This window comes from Paraburkholderia sp. Ac-20342, from assembly GCF_017104985.1.
Lineage (GTDB): Bacteria > Pseudomonadota > Gammaproteobacteria > Burkholderiales > Burkholderiaceae > Paraburkholderia.
In genome coordinates, this window is sequence record NZ_JAAGPQ010000062.1 from 1 (window position 1) to 18,022 (window position 18,022).

The following is an 18,022-nucleotide window of genomic DNA, read 5'->3' on the forward strand; positions in this document are numbered from 1 at the left end:
AGCGGCAACGCATGCGGCAGCGCCTCGCCGTCGACCGTCCGTGCGGCGACCACGGCCGGCAGCCGCGCACCGAACGCCGCAGCCGCGTTGCCGGCGAGCGTGAACGGCGCGTCGGGCAGCACGAGCCGCTCGGGCGCATCGAGCGATGCCGTCTGCACGACGCGCCATTCGTGTTGCGCGTCATCCCACGCGTAGTCGGCCCAGTAAATTTCGTCCATGCGCGCGTCGAGCGCGGCGAGCACGCGCGTCACCGAAGGATCGCGCAGACGCGCGCTTTCGGCGCACGCGAGCAGGGTGCCGATCGGCACGACCGGCAGATTCAGGCCGAACGCGAGGCCTTGTGCGACGCCGGTCGCGGTACGCAGACCGGTGAACGAGCCGGGACCGGCACCGAACGCGATCGCGTCGCAGTCCGCGAGCGCGAGGCCGGCTTCGGCGAACAGCTCGCGGATCGCGGGAAGCAGCCGCGTGCTGGAGACCGCGCCGGTCCGTTCGTGGCGCACCCAGACGCGGGGTTCGGCAGTGGGCCGGCCAGTGGTATCGACGCTCGCGGACACGAGCACCGCCGAACAGAATTCGGTCGAAGTATCGAGGGCAAGGAGCACTGTTTGAGTCATGGACCGTATTGTAATCGGCGCCGTGCACGGGGATGGTGGTTTGCGGCCTCGCGGCGCACGCGGGCCGGGTGGTCGCGTGGCCGCCGCTGCTCGCTACCCGCCACCCGCCGCTTGGTGTCGCTTGGTGCCCCTTGCCCCGTTGCCCCTCGGTATCGCCCTCGCGCGCCTTGCTGCCGCTTGCCGCCCCCCGCCGCCGTTTGGAATAAGCCCTCGGCCCCGCGGCCGCACTCAATTGTTATGATTTTCGGCCGATCCCATCCACGCCCGCCCAGCGGGCCACACGACCATGACCGACATCGATACCCAGTTCGCCCAGGCCCAGCAAGACGTCAAGCAGTTGCCCGAGCGCCCCGGCAATCTCACGCTGCTGCGTCTTTATGCGCTCTTCAAGCAGGCCAGCGAAGGCGACGTGCACGGCGACAAGCCGGGCTTCACCGACATCGTCGGCAAATACAAGTACGACGCATGGGCCGCGCTCCAGGGCACCGCGCAGGACGCTGCGAAGCAGCAATACGTCGAGCTCGTCGAATCGCTGAAGAGCGGCGCGGCGGCCTGACACACCAGCGGCCTCAACGAGAGCCGCGAAATCGCCGCAACAAGGCCGCCCGACCGGGAAAAACGGCCTCGCGGCGATTCCCGAACCGCGAACGCCACGCCCGGCCGACTCACCCGCCCTACCCGTTCCGGCACACTTTTCCGATCAGACGATTCCGAATAGTGGCGCAGTGCAGCAAATACCTATATAATGCGGCCTGCACTTCATCGCTAGTGCTGCTTTCCCGAGCGGCTCTGGCGACGCAGCGCCTCGTAGCGTTTAGCTCCAATCCAGTTTAGAACCTGTCCCCTCCTGCCTGGCCCTCTACGGGCGTCAAGTCCAAGGCTGGCGGCACGCCATGTCGGCATGTCGCATCCGATACAGCTTCTAACGAAAAGCTCGCCTTCATTGCTGCGAGCTGCCCCCGTTTTTCGATTTGCTCGCTGCTTCTTTGCTCGCTGAATCCGACGACTTGGGTATGCCGATTGGCGTTGACGTTTTAACTCCCTGAATTTCCCAGGATCGTTTTCAAGGATTCACATGACTTCGAGCAATTCCTCCGCCAGCCCGTTGAACGCCATCGCCGACGAAGCACTCGGTCTCACCCCCGAGGCTCCCGTCGCGGCCGCTCCGGCTGACGCCAAACCGACCTTCGCGTCGCTCGGCCTGTCCGCGGAAGTCGTCTCCGCGCTGACCGCCGCCGGCTACGAGCACCCGACGCCGGTGCAGCAGCGCGCGGTGCCGGCCGGCATCGCCGGCCGCGATCTGCTGGTGTCGAGCCCGACCGGCTCGGGCAAGACCGCCGCCTTCATGCTGCCCGCCATCGAGCGTTTCGCGCAGCTGCAAAAGACCCAGGCGAACCAGCCGCGCGAACCGCGCCCGGCCGACGGTGGCCGCGGCCGCCGTCCGCAGCCGGTCGCGCGTCCGACCATGCTGGTGCTGACCCCGACCCGCGAACTCGCGATGCAGGTCACGACCGCCGCCGCCACCTACGGCAAGCACCTCAAGCGCCTGCGCACCGTCAGCATTCTCGGCGGCGTCGCCTACGGCCAGCAGCTGATGCTGCTCGCCAAGAACCCCGAAATTCTCGTCGCCACGCCGGGCCGTCTGATCGACCACCTCGAGCGCGGTCGCATCGATCTGTCGCAACTGCAGATCCTCGTGCTCGACGAAGCCGACCGCATGCTCGACATGGGCTTCATCGACGACATCGACACGATCGTCGCCGAAACGCCGGCCACGCGTCAGACCATGCTGTTCTCGGCCACGCTCGACGGCAAGATCGGCTCGCTGACCGGCCGTCTGCTGAAAGACCCGGAGCGCATCGAGATCGTCCAGCGCATGGAACAGCGCACCAACATCGCGCAAACCGTCCACTACGTCGACGACCGCGATCACAAGGACCGTCTGCTCGACCATCTGCTGCGCGCCGAAGGCCTCGACCAGGCCATCGTCTTCACGGCCACCAAGATGGACGCTGATCAGCTCGCGGGCCGTCTGGCCGACGCCGGTTTCGAATCGGCCGCGCTGCACGGCGACCTGCCGCAAGGCGCGCGTAACCGCACGATCCGCGCGCTGCGCGAGCGCCGCGTGCGCGTGCTGGTGGCGACCGACGTCGCCGCTCGCGGTATCGACATCCCCGGCATCACGCACGTGTTCAACTACGACCTGCCGAAGTTCGCCGAAGACTACGTGCACCGTATCGGCCGTACCGGCCGCGCGGGCCGCTCGGGCGTCGCGGTGAGCCTCGTGCATCATGCGGAACAGGGTGCGCTGAAGCGCATCGAGCGCTTCGTGCGCACGCCGCTGCCGGTCAACGTCGTCGAAGGCTTCGAGCCGCGCAAGGCGCCGCCTTCGGGCAACGGCCGTCCTGGCTTCGGCGGCCGCGGCCGTCCGGGCGGCAACGGCCGGCGCTTCGGCAACGGTTCGGGCAAGCCCGGCGGTTACGGCAACGGCGGCTCGCGCAACGGTAACGGCAATGGCAATAGCAACGGCAACAGCTGGGGCAACCGGTCGGCCGGCGGCGGTTCGCGTGACGGCTACAACAACGGCGGCTCGCGCGAAGGCTACGGCGGTTCGCGCGACGGCGGCTACAACGGCTCGCGTGACGGCTACGGCGCGCGTCGCAACGACGGTCCGCGTACGGCGCGCCGTGGCGGCTAAACAGGCGGGCTGAGCGTCGTTGATCGCGGCGCGGCGTGTTTCGAAAGAACCCGCCCGCGTTTGCCGTTCAGGACACGCAGCAGGACCCGGACAGCGCCCCGCTGTCCGTCGGTCCGGAAAAACCGGTGCTCAGGCACCGGTTTTTTTTCGTCTATCGCTCGCCACCGAAAATTTCACGATATGAAAAAATTTTTTGTGTCGTAAAAAATCATGTTGCAAGGCACAAGACGGCCTATTGCAATAGGGGAAATATCGTTTCTCAATACGAAATTACAAGTTCAATGCATTGATTTTATTGAAAAATAAATATTGGAAAAACGCTTTGTGGCGCCTGTTGCGCGACCTTCGATTTGCCTAGACTCTTATATAAGACTTCACGAACCAGAACGCCCAGCCGGGCCCGACGCTTCGAGAAGACAGAGTCACCCATCCCCCATAACAGGCCTAGAAGGAGCACATCATGACCATGACCCGCGAACAGCAAGTGCAGCAACTCAAGCAGCAATGGGAAACCGATCCGCGCTGGAAGGGCGTCAAGCGCACCTACTCGGCCGAAGACGTGGTGCGTCTGCGCGGCTCGGTGCAGGTCGAGCACACGCTCGCGAAGCGCGGCGCGGAAAAGCTGTGGGCCGCCGTGAACAACGAGCCGTTCGTCAACTCGCTCGGCGCGCTGACCGGCAACCAGGCGATGCAGCAGGTCAAGGCGGGCCTCAAAGCGATCTATCTGTCGGGCTGGCAGGTGGCGGGCGATGCGAACGTGGCCGGCGAAATGTACCCGGACCAGTCGCTGTATCCGGCCAACTCGGTGCCGCTCGTCGTGAAGCGCATCAACAACACGCTGACGCGCGCCGACCAGATCCAGTGGTCGGAAGGCAAGAACCCCGGCGATGAAGGCTACGTCGATTACTTCGCGCCGATCGTGGCCGACGCGGAAGCCGGCTTCGGCGGCGTGCTGAACGCGTTCGAACTGATGAAGGCGATGATCGAAGCGGGCGCCTCGGGCGTGCACTTCGAAGACCAGCTCGCTTCGGTCAAGAAGTGCGGCCACATGGGCGGCAAGGTGCTCGTGCCGACCCGAGAAGCCGTCGCCAAGCTGACCGCCGCGCGTCTCGCCGCCGACGTCTCGGGCACGCCGACCGTGCTGCTCGCCCGCACCGACGCGGAAGCCGCCGACCTCGTGACCTCGGACATCGACGACAACGACCGCCCGTTCCTGACCGGCGAGCGCACCGTCGAAGGCTTCTACCGCACGCGGCCGGGTCTCGAACAGGCGATCTCGCGCGGCCTCGCCTACGCGCCGTACGCCGACATGATCTGGTGCGAAACCGGCAAGCCGGACCTCGAGTTCGCGAAGAAATTCGCCGACGCGATCCACAAGGAGTACCCGGACCAGCTGCTGTCGTACAACTGCTCGCCGTCGTTCAACTGGAAGAAGAACCTCGACGATGCGACGATCGCGAAGTTCCAGCGCGAACTCGGCGCGATGGGCTACAAGTTCCAGTTCATCACGCTGGCCGGCTTCCACGCGCTGAACTACTCGATGTTCAACCTCGCGCACGGCTATGCCCGCAACCAGATGACCGCCTTCGTCGAAATGCAGCAGGCGGAATTCGCGGCGGCCGAAAAGGGCTTTACGGCCGTGAAGCACCAGCGCGAAGTCGGCACCGGCTACTTCGACGCGGTGACGCAGACGGTCGAGCGCGAAGCCTCGACGACCGCGCTGCACGGTTCGACCGAAAACGAGCAGTTCTTCGACAAGAAGGTGGCCTGAGGCTCACCCGCCGCGAAGTCGAAGTAGCGGACCACGCGGACCGGGCGGTGTCGCCGGTCCCATGCGTGGCCCGGGAATGATCCGGGAATGGCCCTGGAATCGCAGCAACGATCGGCAAACGGCAGGCGGCAGGCGGCAGGCGGCTCCGTCAGAGAGCCGTCGCCAGAGGGAGGGACCGCGACGCCGGGGGCCGACAGTCGAGCCGAAGCCGGCCCGCAACCGGCTCCCGGCGGCCGGGGCACAACAAGACAGAAAAATTCCGCAGGAAAAAATCTCGCAGCAGGGGGAAATCCGCACAGCGCATCGTGCGGCAACAAGAAGCGCGCCGGCCTTATCGCTGGCGCGCTTTTTTTTCGACGCCGGCACAACGTTCAACGCGATATTCAGCGATACACGATCACCGGAATCTTCGTGTGCGTGAGCACCCGTTGCGTTTCGCTGCCGATCAGCAGGCTGCCGAGCCCGCGCCGCCCGTGCGAGGCCATGAAGATCACGTCGCAGCCGCCCTGCTCGGCCGCCTCGATGATGCCGAGGTAAGGCGCCGGATGCACGCTCGTGCGGCTGTCGACGTGTACGCCGACCCGGTGCGCGGCCAGTTCCACCTCGCGCAGATGCACCTGCGCCTCGCGCTCGCTGCGCTGCAAAAACTCGCCCGGCGGCTCGACCGCGATGTCGGAGAACGGCGAGTACGGATATTGCGGCAGACATGCGTACGCGGTGATGCGCGCGCCGACGGCCTGCGCGAGATCGATCGCGCCCGCTATCGCCTTGCGTGACAGATCCGAACCATCGGTCGGAACCAGGATGTGCCTGAACATGATGCCCTCCGTCGCCGGCTGCGCGCAGCGCGGCGTCAGCGTTCAACGAAGCCCGCCGGGCAGGCTGTTCGAATGATTGTAGTGCGTGCCGATACGGGCGGAGACCGGCCAAGGGTCTGTCCCGATGCCGGGACCGGCGGGCGCTTGCGCGTCGGTCTCCGCGATTGGTCTCGGCAGTGGGTCTCGGCAGTGGGTCTCCGCTGTCCGTCCCCGCCTTCAGTCCCAGTAACCGGGCTCGCCGTACGTATGCTTGAGAAAGTCCAGAAACAGCCGCACCCGCAGCAGCAGATGGCGGCGCTGCGGAAACACTGCGTGGATGCCGATCGGCGGCGCGGCGAATTCGTCGAGCACGGTGACGAGCCGGCCGGCCGCGAGTTCGTCGCCGACCTCCCACCACGAGCGCCACGCGAGCCCATGGCCGGCGAGACACCATTCGTGCAGCACCGCGCCGTCCGAGCATTCCATTGTGCCGGACACCTTGATCGACACCACCTTGCCGTCCTGCTGGAACATCCAGCCGCGCTGCTGGTTCGCGCTCGCGCCGAACGCGAGGCAGTTGTGGCGTGCGAGATCGGCGAGGCTATGCGGTGCGCCGCGCCGGCTCAGATACGCGGGCGCGGCGACGCACACGCGCCGGTTTTCGGCGAGCTTCAGCGAGACCAGCGAGGAATCGGGCAATTCGCCGAGCCGCACCGCGCAGTCGAAGCCCTCGTTGACGAGATCGACGAGGCGGTCGGACAGATCGAGTGTGATCGACACGTCCGGATGCGCGACCGTGAACGCGGGCACGAGCGGCGCGACATGGCGGCGCCCGAAGCCGGCCGGCGCCGACAGCCGCAGATGGCCGCTCGCCTTCACACCGCCCGCCGACACGCTCGCCTCGGCGTTCTGCATGTCGTGAATGATGCGCTGACAGTCTTCGAGAAAAGCCGAGCCTTCGAAGGTCAGCGTGAGCTTGCGCGTCGTGCGCACGAGCAGCTTGACGCCGAGGCGCTCTTCGAGCGCATCGATGCGCCGACCGATGATCGCGGGCGCGACGCCCTCGGCGAGCGCCGCCGCGGACAGGCTGCCCTTGGCCGCGACGGTGACGAAAGTCTCGATCTGCTTGAAACGGTCCATGAACGGTGCGCGCCGCGAGCAGGAGCAAGGGGCGGAAATAGGGCGATGGGCGTCAGATTAGGTATATAAAAGTAAAAGATCAAGTGATCTTTAGCCTATTTTTTAGCACCTAAGGTCACCAATACAATCGATCCCGACCTCTGACAGGAGCGCACGGCAATGTCGGCCACAACGACACCTTTCCCGCGAGCAGTGATCTTCGACGCCTATGGCACGCTTTTCGACGTGCATTCGGTGATCGCCGCCGCCGAGCAGTTGTTCCCCAGCCACGGCAATGCGCTCTCGCAGTTGTGGCGCCAGAAGCAGATCGAATACACGCAACTGCGCACACTCGCCGCGCGCATCGACGCTCCCGGCGAACACTACCGCCCGTTCTGGGATATCACGCTCGACGCCCTGCGCTTCGCCGCGAAAAAACTGCAGCTCACGCTCGGGCGCGTGGCCGAAAAGCGTCTGATGGACGAATACGCGTGCCTGTCCGCCTTTCCCGATGCGGTGCCGGTGCTGCGCGCGTTGCGCGAGGCGGCGTCGAACCCGAACCCGAGTCTGAACCCAGATCAGAACCCAGCCCCAAGCTCCGCGAGCACCACAGCCGCGGCAACCACGCCTCATGTCGGGCTCGCGATCCTCTCGAACGGCAATCCGCAGATGCTCGACATCGCGGTCAAGAGCGCGGGCATGAGCGCGCTCTTCGATCACGTGCTGTCCGTCGACGCCGTGCGCGCCTACAAGCCCTCGCCCGCCGCCTATGCGCTCGGCCCGGCCGCGTTCGGCGTGGCCGCGCGCGAGATCGTGTTCGTCTCGTCGAACGGCTGGGACGTGGCCGGCGCGACGTGGTTCGGTTTCACGACGTTCTGGCTCAACCGGCAGAACGCGCCGCTCGAAGAACTCGGCGTCACGCCGCATGGCACGGGCAGCAGCATGAACGATCTGCTGGCGTTCCTGCGAGCGCCTGATTCGCCCTCGCCCCATATCGGCCAGCCTGAAAAACCGCGCGGCGGCGGCACCCGCAAGCGCGCCGGCCCGCGCGCCTGACGAGCGCCCGCGCGGCGATCCGGCCAGCGCCATCCACTCACTGCTTTTCAACCTCCGCCTTTCCGCAATCCGACTTTCTGCAATCTGACCGACCAAGGAGAAAACATGACGAATTCGCTGTCGCTGCCGCAAGGCATGGAAATCACCGGCGAGATCAAGCCCGGTTTCGAAGCGATCCTCACACGCGAAGCGCTGGAACTCGTCGCCGCGCTGCATCGCACGTTCGAGCCGAGCCGCCAGCAGTTGCTGCAGGCGCGCGTCGAACGCACGCGGCGGCTCGACGCGGGCGAGCGGCCCGACTTCCTCGCCGCCACGCAGAGCGTGCGCGACGGCGACTGGCAGATCGCGCCGCTGCCGCAAGACCTGCAATGCCGCCGCGTCGAGATCACGGGGCCGGTCGAGCGCAAGATGATCATCAACGCGCTGAACTCCGGCGCGGATTCCTACATGACCGACTTCGAGGATTCGAATGCGCCCAGCTGGGACAACCAGATCACCGGCCATATCAATCTGAAGGACGCGGTGCGCCGCACGATCTCGCTCGAACAGAACGGCAAGTCCTATAAGCTCAGCGAGCGGACCGCGACGCTGATCGTGCGTCCGCGCGGCTGGCATCTCGACGAGAAGCACGTGAAGGTCGACGGCAAGCGCGTGTCGGGCGGCATCTTCGATTTCGCGCTGTACATGGTCCACAACGCGAAGGAGCTGGTCGCGCGCGGCTCGGGTCCGTACTTCTATCTGCCGAAGATGGAGAGCCATCTCGAAGCGCGTCTGTGGAACGACCTCTTCGTCGCCGCGCAGGAAGCGGTCGGCGTGCCGCGCGGCACGATCCGCGCGACGGTGCTGATCGAGACGATCCTCGCCACGTTCGAAATGGACGAGATCCTGTACGAGCTGCGCGAACATAGCTCGGGCCTCAACGCGGGCCGCTGGGACTACATCTTCTCGGCGATCAAGAAGTTCAAGAGCGACCGCGACTTCTGTCTCGCCGACCGCTCGCAGATCACGATGACCTCGCCGTTCATGCGCGCCTACGCACTGCTGTTGCTGAAGACCTGCCATCGGCGCAACGCGCCGGCGATCGGCGGCATGAGCGCGCTGATTCCGATCAAGAACGATCCGGCCGCGAACGAAAAAGCAATGGGCGGCGTGCGCTCGGACAAGGCTCGCGATGCCGGCGACGGCTACGACGGCGGCTGGGTCGCGCATCCGGGCCTCGTGCCGGTCGCGATGGAAGAGTTCGTCAAGGTGCTCGGCGACCGGCCGAACCAGATCGGCAAGCAGCGCGACGACGTGCTCGTCAGCGCCGCCGATCTGCTCGACTTCCGCCCGGAAACGCCGATCACCGAGGCGGGTCTGCGCAACAACATCAACGTCGGCATTCACTACCTCGGTTCGTGGCTCGCGGGCAATGGCTGCGTGCCGATCCACAACCTCATGGAAGACGCGGCAACCGCCGAGATTTCGCGCTCGCAGGTGTGGCAGTGGATTCGCTCGCCGAAGGGCACGCTCGACGATGGCCGCAAGGTGACGGTCGAACTCGTGCGTGAGCTGTCGGCGCAGGAGCTCGACAAGGTGAAGCAGACGGTGGGCGGCGACACGCAGCCGTATGAGCGCGCGGCGCAGATTTTCGAGCAGATGTCGACGGCGGAGCAGTTCACCGACTTTCTGACGTTGCCGCTTTACGAGGAGATTTGAGGCTGCGGGTCGGGTGGCCGGGTTGATGTACGGTTCGATGCGCGGTTCGATGTACATCTGGCCCGGACGATCGCCCGATCTGTTACGACTCGATAGATAAAAGAATGGCGCGCCACGCGGTCAGCGGCGCGCCATTTTCCATGGTGCTTTGCACATCTCGTTTCGGGCCATGCTTTTTGCCGTGCGTCTTGCCATGTTTCGTGCCGTACTTCGCGCTCCGTCTCTCGCGTGCCGCCTTTGCGCGGACCCACCACGCGGACGCGATGGGCAGGACACGATGCGCAAACATCGCGCCCTTTCACCCACTCGGTCTTTCGCGCGCCCGGTCACCGCGTGCGGCGATACTCGACCCAATCGCCCGACCGGATCTCGGGCAGCCCCTTCACCGCGCCCGGCGTGACCGGATAGAAGCGGCAGTTCACGACGTTGCCGTCCACCTTCACCATGACCTCGCGGGCGAGGAAGCGGTCCTCGACGCCGGGATAGACGGCTTCGATTTCGTCGAGCACGGCAACGAGCGCATCGTCGATTTCGTAGACGTCGCCGCATACGTCGACGCCCGCCTCGTCGACCACGAGCCCCGGGTACAGGCCAAAGTCGAACAGATGGCCGCGCACGCTCGCGGTGCCGAGCAAGGTCGGCGCGGGGATGTCGTTACGCGCGGCGGCTTCGCTGATGTCGTTCGCTTCACCGGCACGCAGCGTGCCGTAGACAAAGACGGTCTGCATCGTCGTAGGGTCTCCTTGAGGTGAGGGGTCGGGCCGCGTTAGCCGCGCCTGTCGCGGGCTGTGTCGCGATCCGGTTGCGGCCCCGTGGTGATTTCAATGCAGTGATTGCAATCCTGCGGTTTCAATCCCGCGTTTTATCCCGTGGTTTATCCCGCGCTACGTTCGTCACGAACACGCCGGACAGTCGCGACATTATGCAACGCCAGAAAACGGGCAACCTCGGTCGCGAACCCCCGCGGCCGCGTCACGCTGCGACTTCCGCAGGCCGTTCATGCGCGCCCGCCTCGCTCTCGACCACGAGACCGCAACGCAAGGCAGCCGCCCTCTACAATGACCGCACTCGCAGTGATTCGCGGCGGCCGGCCCGCATGCCGGCCGTCTCCCGTCATCCGTACCGGGCTTCGCCATGACTTCGTCCGCCGACTCCGACCTGTTGAGCCGCATCCGCTTCGCCGACATTCCGCCCGAGTCCGCGCCGACCGAGACGCATCCGATCCGCGTGCGCTCGCGGCCGATGCCGGCCGGCTGGCGCATCCCGCGTCATACGCATGCCTGGGCGCAGGTCGCGTATGCATCGCGCGGCGTGCTGCGCGTCGCGACCACCGGCACCACGTGGATGGTGCCGCCCTCGCGCGCGATCTGGGTGCCGCCGCACGTGTCGCACGAGGTGTTCTCCGTCGAGGACGCGTTCCTGCGCACGCTCTACATCACCGAGAGCACGGTGCCGGCCGGACTCGACACGCCGCGCGTCGTCGAAGTGTCGAACCTGCTGCGCGAAGTGATTGCCGCGCTCGACATGCCGGGCCTGTCCGCCGCGCGCGAGCAGTTGCTCGGCGCGCTCGCGCTCGACGAACTGACGCGCTCCGAGCCGCTGCCGCTGTCCGTGCCGATGCCCAACGAAAAGCGCTTGCGCGCGCTCTGCGAGGCAGTGATCGCGGACCCGACGCATGGCGAGTCGCTCGAACAATGGGCGTCGAGCGTCGGCGCGAGCACGCGCACGATCGCGCGGCTGTTCCGTCAGGAACTCGGCGTGAGCTTTTCGCAATGGCGTCAGCAGGCGATTCTCGCGCGCGCGATTCCGCTGCTGAGCCAGGGACGGCCGCTCTCGCACGTAGCGCGCGAGTTGGGCTATCAGAGCCAGAGCGCCTTTTCCGCGATGTTCCGCCGTGCGTTCGGCGCGAGCCCGCGCGCGTTTATCGAACGAGGCGCCGAGCATCGCGTGGACAACGGCGAGGCCGGTGAACCGCCGGCGGACGAAGAGACGGCACAGGATCGCGCGAATCCGGCGGAGCCAGCCGGACGCTGAATCGCGACGCAACGGCCCATGCCCTGAATACGCGGCGCCGCATTGGAGACGGCGAGCCCGGCACCACGGCACCGGCGCCACGCGTGTGAGGATCGTCTGAGAAGTCGCCGCAGAACGTGTGAATAACGTATAAAGCGCGCGCCGTATGTCTCGCGCCGCGCTCAAACCCGCCGCGCCAGATGACGAATTGCGCCGAGCTGCGCGAGCCGCGGCCCGGCGAGCCGGTAGCCCTTGCGCTGATACAGCCGCGCCGCGGGATTATCGACGAACACGCGCAGTTGCAGCTCGTGCAGTCCACGCTCGCGCGCCCATTGATGCGAGATGTCGAGCAGATAGGTGCCGGCGCCGAGCCGCCGGTATCCCTCGGCAATCTGCACGTCGCGGATATGCAGCGAATCGCCTTCTTCCGTGATGCGCAGCACGCCCATCGGCACGCCATCCACTTCGAGAATGAAATTCTCCGACTCGCGCCAGCTGCCGAGAAACAGATCGCTGCGCCAAACCAGATGATGCCGGCGATAGTAGCCGCCCATGTTGTTGCGCGTCAGGGCCTCGGCAAACTCGAAATCATCCATGCTGGCGTGGCGCAGATGAAACGGTGACAAGGCTTCGGTGGGATCAAACATGACGGGACCGCGAGGATGAGTCGGATCAACGGTAAAACAGGCTGCGCCCGCTGGCAATGGCTGTTTGTCCCGAGCGGGTTGCGGCGCGGCGCAAGGCGCGGGCGAAAAGAATACGCGGAAGAAGGCGGAAATCGGAAAAAAACCGCTTGAGAATGCCGCTTTTTGCAAGCGGGCTTTGCCGGTCTGAAGATCCCGCTCCGGCCAGGCGTGCGGGGCTCGAACCGCTGTCAGCACGCGCGCCGGGACACATCGGCCGACGGCGGCGCCATGAACGGCCGCCCTTCCTCATTCGACGGCCCCGCCCCGATGACTCGCACGGGCGCGCGACGATGACGCGACTCGCCTCGAACGGCGCCACCACAGCCACAACCCACTCCCGCTCATGGCCGCGAGCGCGAGGCCGCCCAGCATCACGAGCGCTTCGAGCAGCGGACCGCCGAGCGCGCCGGTATGCAGCGGATAAACCACCGAGACAGCCCGCGCGCCGATATCGGCCTGATTCCAGCGCTGCGCAGCCAGTACCTTGCCCGTCACCGGATCGACCCAGAGCAGCGTGCGCCCGTTCGGATGCGGATCGTCAGGGAGATGCAGCCGGACATGTACGGGCCGATCCGCCTTCGCCGGCGTCTGGACGAGGTAGACGCGCCCATCCGGAAACACCGCGCGCGCCGCCGCCACGAGCGTATCGAGAGGCAGCGTGGCCTCGCGTCCGCGCGAGGCCACGGGCAATGCTGGCGCATGCAGCGGCGTGGCGCCGCTGATCGTGGTGACGAACTTGCGCAGCGGCTGCCAGCCCATATAAGCGCCGGTCGCAACCGATACGGCGATCACGACCCCGAGCGTGGCACCGGCGACCCGATGCAGATCGAAAAGGCTGCGAGTCAGTCCTTTGTGCAACTCGATGCGCCACCCCACTCTCCAGTCGCGCGGCCACCATAAGACGAGGCCGCTTGCCAGAAGCAGCAGATAACCGAGCGCGACGATCGCCAGGATCGACCGGCCCACATCATCCAGCATCAGCGAACTGTGCAGTTTGAACAGGAAGTTGACGACCCCTTCGCTCTCGCCACGCCGCCCCAGTTCGGCGCCGCTGAACGGATCGAGATAGAGCGTGCCTCGCCACGGGCCGCGCACGATAACCGACAGGCTGCCGTCCGCTTCGCGAGGCGGCAGAAACGAGAAGCTCGCCTTCTCGCCGAATCCGGCACGCAGCTTCGATCTGATCGTTTCGAGCGGGAGCGCCTCGCGATGGGCGTGGGTGTCGTGGGTGTAGGCCGGCACCCTGAACAGTTGCGGATGCAATTGTTCGTCGAGAGGCGGCGCGATCACGAGCAGCGCGCCGCTCAGGCCGATGAGCCCGAGTATCCAGCCGAGACTCAGCGCGAACCACCGGTGCGCGCTGAGCCAGAGGTTACGCAGCCGTCGCATGCCGGACTCGTATCGTAAGGAAAGCCAGGTTCATCGCTACGTCAATCAAGGAGTGTCCTGCCTATGAAGCGCCGCGTGTAGTGTCGGGTTGACGATCGATGAGCGGCGTCAGTCAGCAACGGCCATGGTTGCGTGTTGTCTTCGTCGCTCGAACGCGGCTCACGCTGAGCGTGTGAGTGGCGACGGAACGTTTCGCCCCAAGAAACGAGCGCATTATAAATACGAATGGTTACCATTTTCAATGGTAATTTCTCGTCCGTAAATCATGACCTATCTGCTGTTTAAGTTGAAAAAATACGGCAAATTTACGTATTTTACCTAGCCAGAACCACCCAACACCTCTCGAAATCATTACACAAACTTTTCAACTTGTGAAATAATGCAAATCATTCGCATTTGCATTTTCTTGAAAGTTGTGGCTCGCGCTCTTGCCTGAAGCGCTTCCAGCATGTCAGGCACTGCGGGTCCTTTCCGCGGTTGTCATCGTTTCCGGTTCTTCACATGATTCATTATTTAGTTAGCCATACTGAATTCCATCTCCACGACGTGAAACGCCGTCCATCGCGGACGCAAGCGGAAGCACGCCCCGTCATGCAGCGATAGCGCGATCGAAATGGACATCGCAGGGCGTAGCGGCTTGCGCCGGTATTCATCGCAGTCCTGGCCGCTTAGCCGCATCGCGCCAAACGCAGGACCGCTTTCCGCACCCGCGCATCCCTCTCTCCCTGTGCTGTTCCGGACCCAGGCGTCAACCGCGTTCGCGTCGTGGCGCCTCATCCGTATGCATGCTCGCCCGCCCCATTCGCTGGACTGCCGATGAACGGCCGCTGACTCCGCGGCGGACTTTGCGCCTGTCTGCACACCCGATCTCTCACCACCGACGTCCCACTTCCTCAGGAAAAGAAGAATGATTCGCTACAAGCGCCTTACCGTGGCCATGGCTTTGTTGCCGTTCGGCATGCCCGCCTATGCCGCCGACGCCGACGCGCCCGAGCCGGCGAAGGAGAACGTGCTGGAATCCATCAAGATCACCGGCAACTGGCTAGGCAGCCCGACCGAGCAGAAGCTGCTGGAACATCCGGGGGCTCGCACCATCGTCGAGCGCAAGGAGTTCGAAGAGCGCGGCGCCATGAACGTGCGCGATGCCCTGCGTGGAATTCCCGGTGTGCAGGTTCAGGATAGCAATGGCACGGGCGGCAGCGATATTTCGCTGAACGTCGGCGTGCGCGGCTTGACCGCGCGCCTCTCGCCGCGCTCCACGATTCTGATGGACGGCATTCCGCTCGCCTACGCGCCTTATGGCCAGCCGCAGCTGTCGCTGGCGCCGCTGTCGCTCGGCAACCTGGAGATGGTCGACGTGGTACGCGGTGCCGGTTCGGTTCGCTATGGTCCGCAGAACGTGGGCGGCATCATCAACTTCGTGACCAGGCCGATTCCCGAGCAATTCACCGCAAACGCAGCGGTCGGCACGGAGATTTATAGCCACGGCGGCGACGTGAAGACGATGCCCAGCGCGTTTATCGGCGGCACCAACGCCAAGGGCCTCGGCGGTGCGATTCTCTACTCCGGCACGCATGGCAACGGGTATCGCGAGAGTAACGACCGCATCGATATCGACGATGTGATCCTGAAGGGCGCCTATAAATTCACGGTCAACGACGATATCGCCGTCTCGCTGCACCATTTCGAAGGACAGGGACGCATGCCCGGCGGCCTCACCACGCAGCAGTACGCCGACGATCCGTTCCAGTCCACTCGCCCCTACGACGACTATACCGGCCGGCGCACCGACGGTTCGATCAAGTACACACACAAGGATGCGCTCAACAGTTTCGAACTCCTTGCTTATTACACGGACTCGTTCCGTGGCAGCCATATCGAACAGGAAGGCAGCGGGGCCACGGCCGGGCTTCGCCGCCTGACTTCCGCGCCGCGCGGCTACCATACTCTCGCGATCGAGCCACGCTATTCACGGCTCATCGACATGGGCAGCATCGTGCAGGAAATCAGCGTCGGCTACCGGTTCCTGAACGAAGCCAGTTCGGAGACGGCCGCCCGTACCGCGTATTACGATCCGAATAGCGGAATCGATGCGCGCACGCTGGCGTCACAGGCCTATCAAACGAGCCAGGGCGGCACGACCGCCAACGCGTTCTATATCGACGACCGTATCGACATCGGGCGCTGGACCATCACGCCGGGGGTGCGCTATGAAATCATCCGCACCTTCAACAACGTGACGAACCTGAGCAACGGCGCCGTGACGAGCGCGCTGTATCCGAAGATCGATTCGCACGTGGCGCTGCCGATGCTGTCGGTGCTGTATCGCGTGCAGGACAACTGGTCGCTGTTCGCCAATGTCGGGCAGTCATTCGGACCCGAGCAGTATTCGCAGCTCGCCTCGACGACGCAAGGGCTTCATCCCGAGAAGGCCACGACCTATGAACTCGGCACGCGCTTTAACGGGCCCACGTGGGGCGGCGAGCTGACGCTGTTCAATATCGACTTCGATCAGGAACTGCAATTGAGCCGCTCGATCGTCGGCGACGGGATATGGACGGACCTCGGCGCGACGCGTCATCGCGGCGTCGAGTCCGCCGTGCACTACGACATCGGGAGCCTCGTACCGGCACTGAACGGGCTGTCGGTCTACGCGACCTATACGTACACGCAGGCGATTGCGAAGGCAGGTGTATTTGCCGGACGCGACCTGCCGCTCTACTCCCGGCAGGTCGCAACGCTCGGCGCGACCTACCGGCGCAATCAGTGGACCTTCAATGCCGACCTCTTCGCCCAGACGAAGCAGCATTCGCCGGGCGACCCCAACGCCGGCGCGACGTACGTCACGCAGGAAGATCCGACGGGACGCCTTGGCGACATCCCCGGCTATGCGACGGTGAACCTGCGCGCGGCCTACCATTTCGGCAAGGAACTCAACAACCTCGACGTGGCGGTGGGCGTCAAGAACCTGCTGGATCGCCGCTACTTCACGCGCTCGACCGATAACAACGGCGGGAAGTACGTGGGGCAGCCGCTCACGGTCTATATGCAGGCGTCGCTTTCGTACTGACCTTGAACGTGATGCCTGAAGATGCCGGCGCGACCCGTCGCGCCGGCATCGCGGTGCGCGACATCCTCGCGCTATGTCAGCGATCGCCTACGGTGTGGACAACAAACTTTGCGACAGATAGTCGAGCAATGCCGCAACACGCGCGGAGCGGATAACCTGCGACGGCGTGACCAGACTCAGATAGACCTGCGCTATTTTCCATTCAGGCAGCAGTTCGACCAGCTCGCCATGCCGCAAGGCATCCGCCACGACGAACTCCGGCTGTAGCGCTATCCCCATGCCGGCCAGTAGCGCCGGGATCAACGACTCGGCATTGTTGGTCCGCATCCGGCCGTCGATCGTCACACTGCATTCCTCACCGGATGCATGCTGGAAACGCCAGGACAGAGACGTCGAATGACTCGCGTAGCACAGACACGCATGCGCGCCGATTTCCCGCGGGTGGTCGATCGGCCCGTGTTGCGCAAGATATGCCGGACTGGCGACGAGTATGCGTCGCATGAGGTACAGATTGCGGGCGCGCATGGACGCGTCTTCCGGCTCGGCAATCCGGATCGCCACATCGAAACCGCCCCCGACTATATCGACGACGGCGTCGTCGAACGATACTTCGATCTTCACCTCAGGATAGCGCGCGAGAAACCCCGGTATCAGGGGCGCCACATACTTGAGGCCGAACGACATCGGCGCCGAGATGCGTAGCAGCCCCTTGGGCGCCCGCGCATGCGCCGACGTTTCCGCTTCGATCGACTCGAACTCCCGGACGATGTGTTTGGCGCGCTCCATCACGCTGAGGCCCGTCGGCGTGAGAGAGATTCGACGCGAGGTTCGATAGAGCAGCGTCGCGCCGAGTCGCTTCTCCAGCCTGATGACCGCCTTTGAAACCGTGGGTTGAGACATGCCGAGCGTTTCGGCCGCTTTCGCAAAAGAGCCTGTTGAGGCTACGCGCGCGAAAATCGCCCACGCTTCTAGATCGGGAAGACTTTGCATGCAATTGTTCTGAGGGTGGATTCCACTTGTTCTATTGGCCCGCCCTGGCAATCGGGTACAGAAGGCACTGCATACTGCCAACAGATGAAAAACGCTTCCAGGTGAAATGTTATCGGAC

Annotated in this window: 15 protein-coding genes; 7 read left to right on the top strand and 8 right to left on the bottom strand. The window is 64.8% G+C overall.

Annotated elements, in window-relative coordinates:
* Positions 1-617: tRNA (adenosine(37)-N6)-threonylcarbamoyltransferase complex dimerization subunit type 1 TsaB (tsaB, locus tag G3N58_RS22920; RefSeq protein ID WP_206000297.1), on the bottom strand; the 617-nt coding region annotated here is incomplete at its 3' end.
* A 286-nt stretch (positions 618-903) separates the two neighbouring features.
* Between tsaB and G3N58_RS22925 the strand changes: the two genes are divergently transcribed.
* The 3 genes from G3N58_RS22925 to aceA all read left to right on the top strand — a co-directional run bounded on the left by G3N58_RS22925 (position 904) and on the right by aceA (position 5,086).
* The gene (locus tag G3N58_RS22925; protein WP_167045161.1) at positions 904-1,173 is read left to right on the top strand and encodes an acyl-CoA-binding protein; all 270 of its coding nucleotides are present in this window, start codon (positions 904-906) and stop codon (positions 1,171-1,173) included.
* A gap of 519 nt (positions 1,174-1,692) precedes the next feature.
* A complete protein-coding gene (locus tag G3N58_RS22930; RefSeq protein WP_206000298.1) occupies positions 1,693-3,315 on the top strand; it encodes a DEAD/DEAH box helicase in 1,623 nt (540 codons plus the stop codon).
* A 466-nt stretch (positions 3,316-3,781) separates the two neighbouring features.
* Positions 3,782-5,086: an isocitrate lyase gene (aceA, locus tag G3N58_RS22935; protein WP_205193076.1), complete on the top strand. Its 1,305-nt coding sequence runs from the start codon at positions 3,782-3,784 to the stop codon at positions 5,084-5,086.
* Positions 5,087-5,469: 383 nt separating this feature from the next.
* Here aceA and G3N58_RS22940 read toward each other — a convergent pair whose 3' ends face one another.
* Positions 5,470-5,904, bottom strand: a complete 435-nt coding sequence (locus G3N58_RS22940; protein WP_167282585.1) for a universal stress protein — start codon at positions 5,902-5,904, stop codon at positions 5,470-5,472.
* Positions 5,905-6,120: 216 nt separating this feature from the next.
* On the bottom strand, positions 6,121-7,023 hold the full coding sequence (locus tag G3N58_RS22945) for a LysR family transcriptional regulator (RefSeq protein ID WP_206000299.1): 903 nt from the start codon (positions 7,021-7,023) through the stop codon (positions 6,121-6,123).
* Positions 7,024-7,182: 159 nt separating this feature from the next.
* On the opposite strand from G3N58_RS22945, the gene G3N58_RS22950 reads away from it, so the two are divergent.
* Together G3N58_RS22950 and aceB are read left to right on the top strand one after the other, a co-directional pair.
* A complete protein-coding gene (locus G3N58_RS22950; protein WP_206000300.1) occupies positions 7,183-8,058 on the top strand; it encodes a (S)-2-haloacid dehalogenase in 876 nt (291 codons plus the stop codon).
* Between the two features lie 105 nt (positions 8,059-8,163).
* A complete protein-coding gene (gene aceB / locus G3N58_RS22955; RefSeq protein WP_206000301.1) occupies positions 8,164-9,756 on the top strand; it encodes a malate synthase A in 1,593 nt (530 codons plus the stop codon).
* Positions 9,757-9,838: 82 nt separating this feature from the next.
* Here the strand turns inward: aceB and G3N58_RS22960 are convergent, their stop codons facing one another.
* Together G3N58_RS22960 and G3N58_RS22965 are read right to left on the bottom strand one after the other, a co-directional pair.
* Positions 9,839-10,045 carry a hypothetical protein gene (locus G3N58_RS22960; RefSeq protein ID WP_206000302.1) on the bottom strand — a complete coding sequence of 69 codons (207 nt, stop codon included), beginning with the start codon at positions 10,043-10,045 and terminating at the stop codon, positions 9,839-9,841.
* A gap of 37 nt (positions 10,046-10,082) precedes the next feature.
* On the bottom strand, positions 10,083-10,484 hold the full coding sequence (locus tag G3N58_RS22965) for a gamma-glutamylcyclotransferase family protein (RefSeq protein WP_167045146.1): 402 nt from the start codon (positions 10,482-10,484) through the stop codon (positions 10,083-10,085).
* Positions 10,485-10,890: 406 nt separating this feature from the next.
* On the opposite strand from G3N58_RS22965, the gene G3N58_RS22970 reads away from it, so the two are divergent.
* Positions 10,891-11,790: a helix-turn-helix transcriptional regulator gene (locus G3N58_RS22970; RefSeq protein WP_206000303.1), complete on the top strand. Its 900-nt coding sequence runs from the start codon at positions 10,891-10,893 to the stop codon at positions 11,788-11,790.
* Between the two features lie 161 nt (positions 11,791-11,951).
* Here G3N58_RS22970 and G3N58_RS22975 read toward each other — a convergent pair whose 3' ends face one another.
* Positions 11,952-12,416, bottom strand: a complete 465-nt coding sequence (locus G3N58_RS22975) for a GNAT family N-acetyltransferase (RefSeq protein WP_167045142.1) — start codon at positions 12,414-12,416, stop codon at positions 11,952-11,954.
* 285 nt (positions 12,417-12,701) lie between these two features.
* On the bottom strand, positions 12,702-13,844 hold the full coding sequence (locus G3N58_RS22980) for a PepSY-associated TM helix domain-containing protein (RefSeq protein ID WP_206000304.1): 1,143 nt from the start codon (positions 13,842-13,844) through the stop codon (positions 12,702-12,704).
* Between the two features lie 958 nt (positions 13,845-14,802).
* On the opposite strand from G3N58_RS22980, the gene G3N58_RS22985 reads away from it, so the two are divergent.
* Entirely contained in the window at positions 14,803-16,914 is a 2,112-nt protein-coding gene (locus G3N58_RS22985) for a TonB-dependent siderophore receptor (RefSeq protein WP_241017214.1), read from the top strand.
* A gap of 87 nt (positions 16,915-17,001) precedes the next feature.
* On the opposite strand, the gene G3N58_RS22990 is transcribed toward G3N58_RS22985, so the two are convergent.
* Positions 17,002-17,904 (bottom strand): LysR family transcriptional regulator, encoded by a 903-nt coding sequence (locus G3N58_RS22990; RefSeq protein WP_205989108.1) that lies wholly within the window; start codon positions 17,902-17,904, stop codon positions 17,002-17,004.
* Positions 17,905-18,022: the final 118 nt, after the last annotated feature.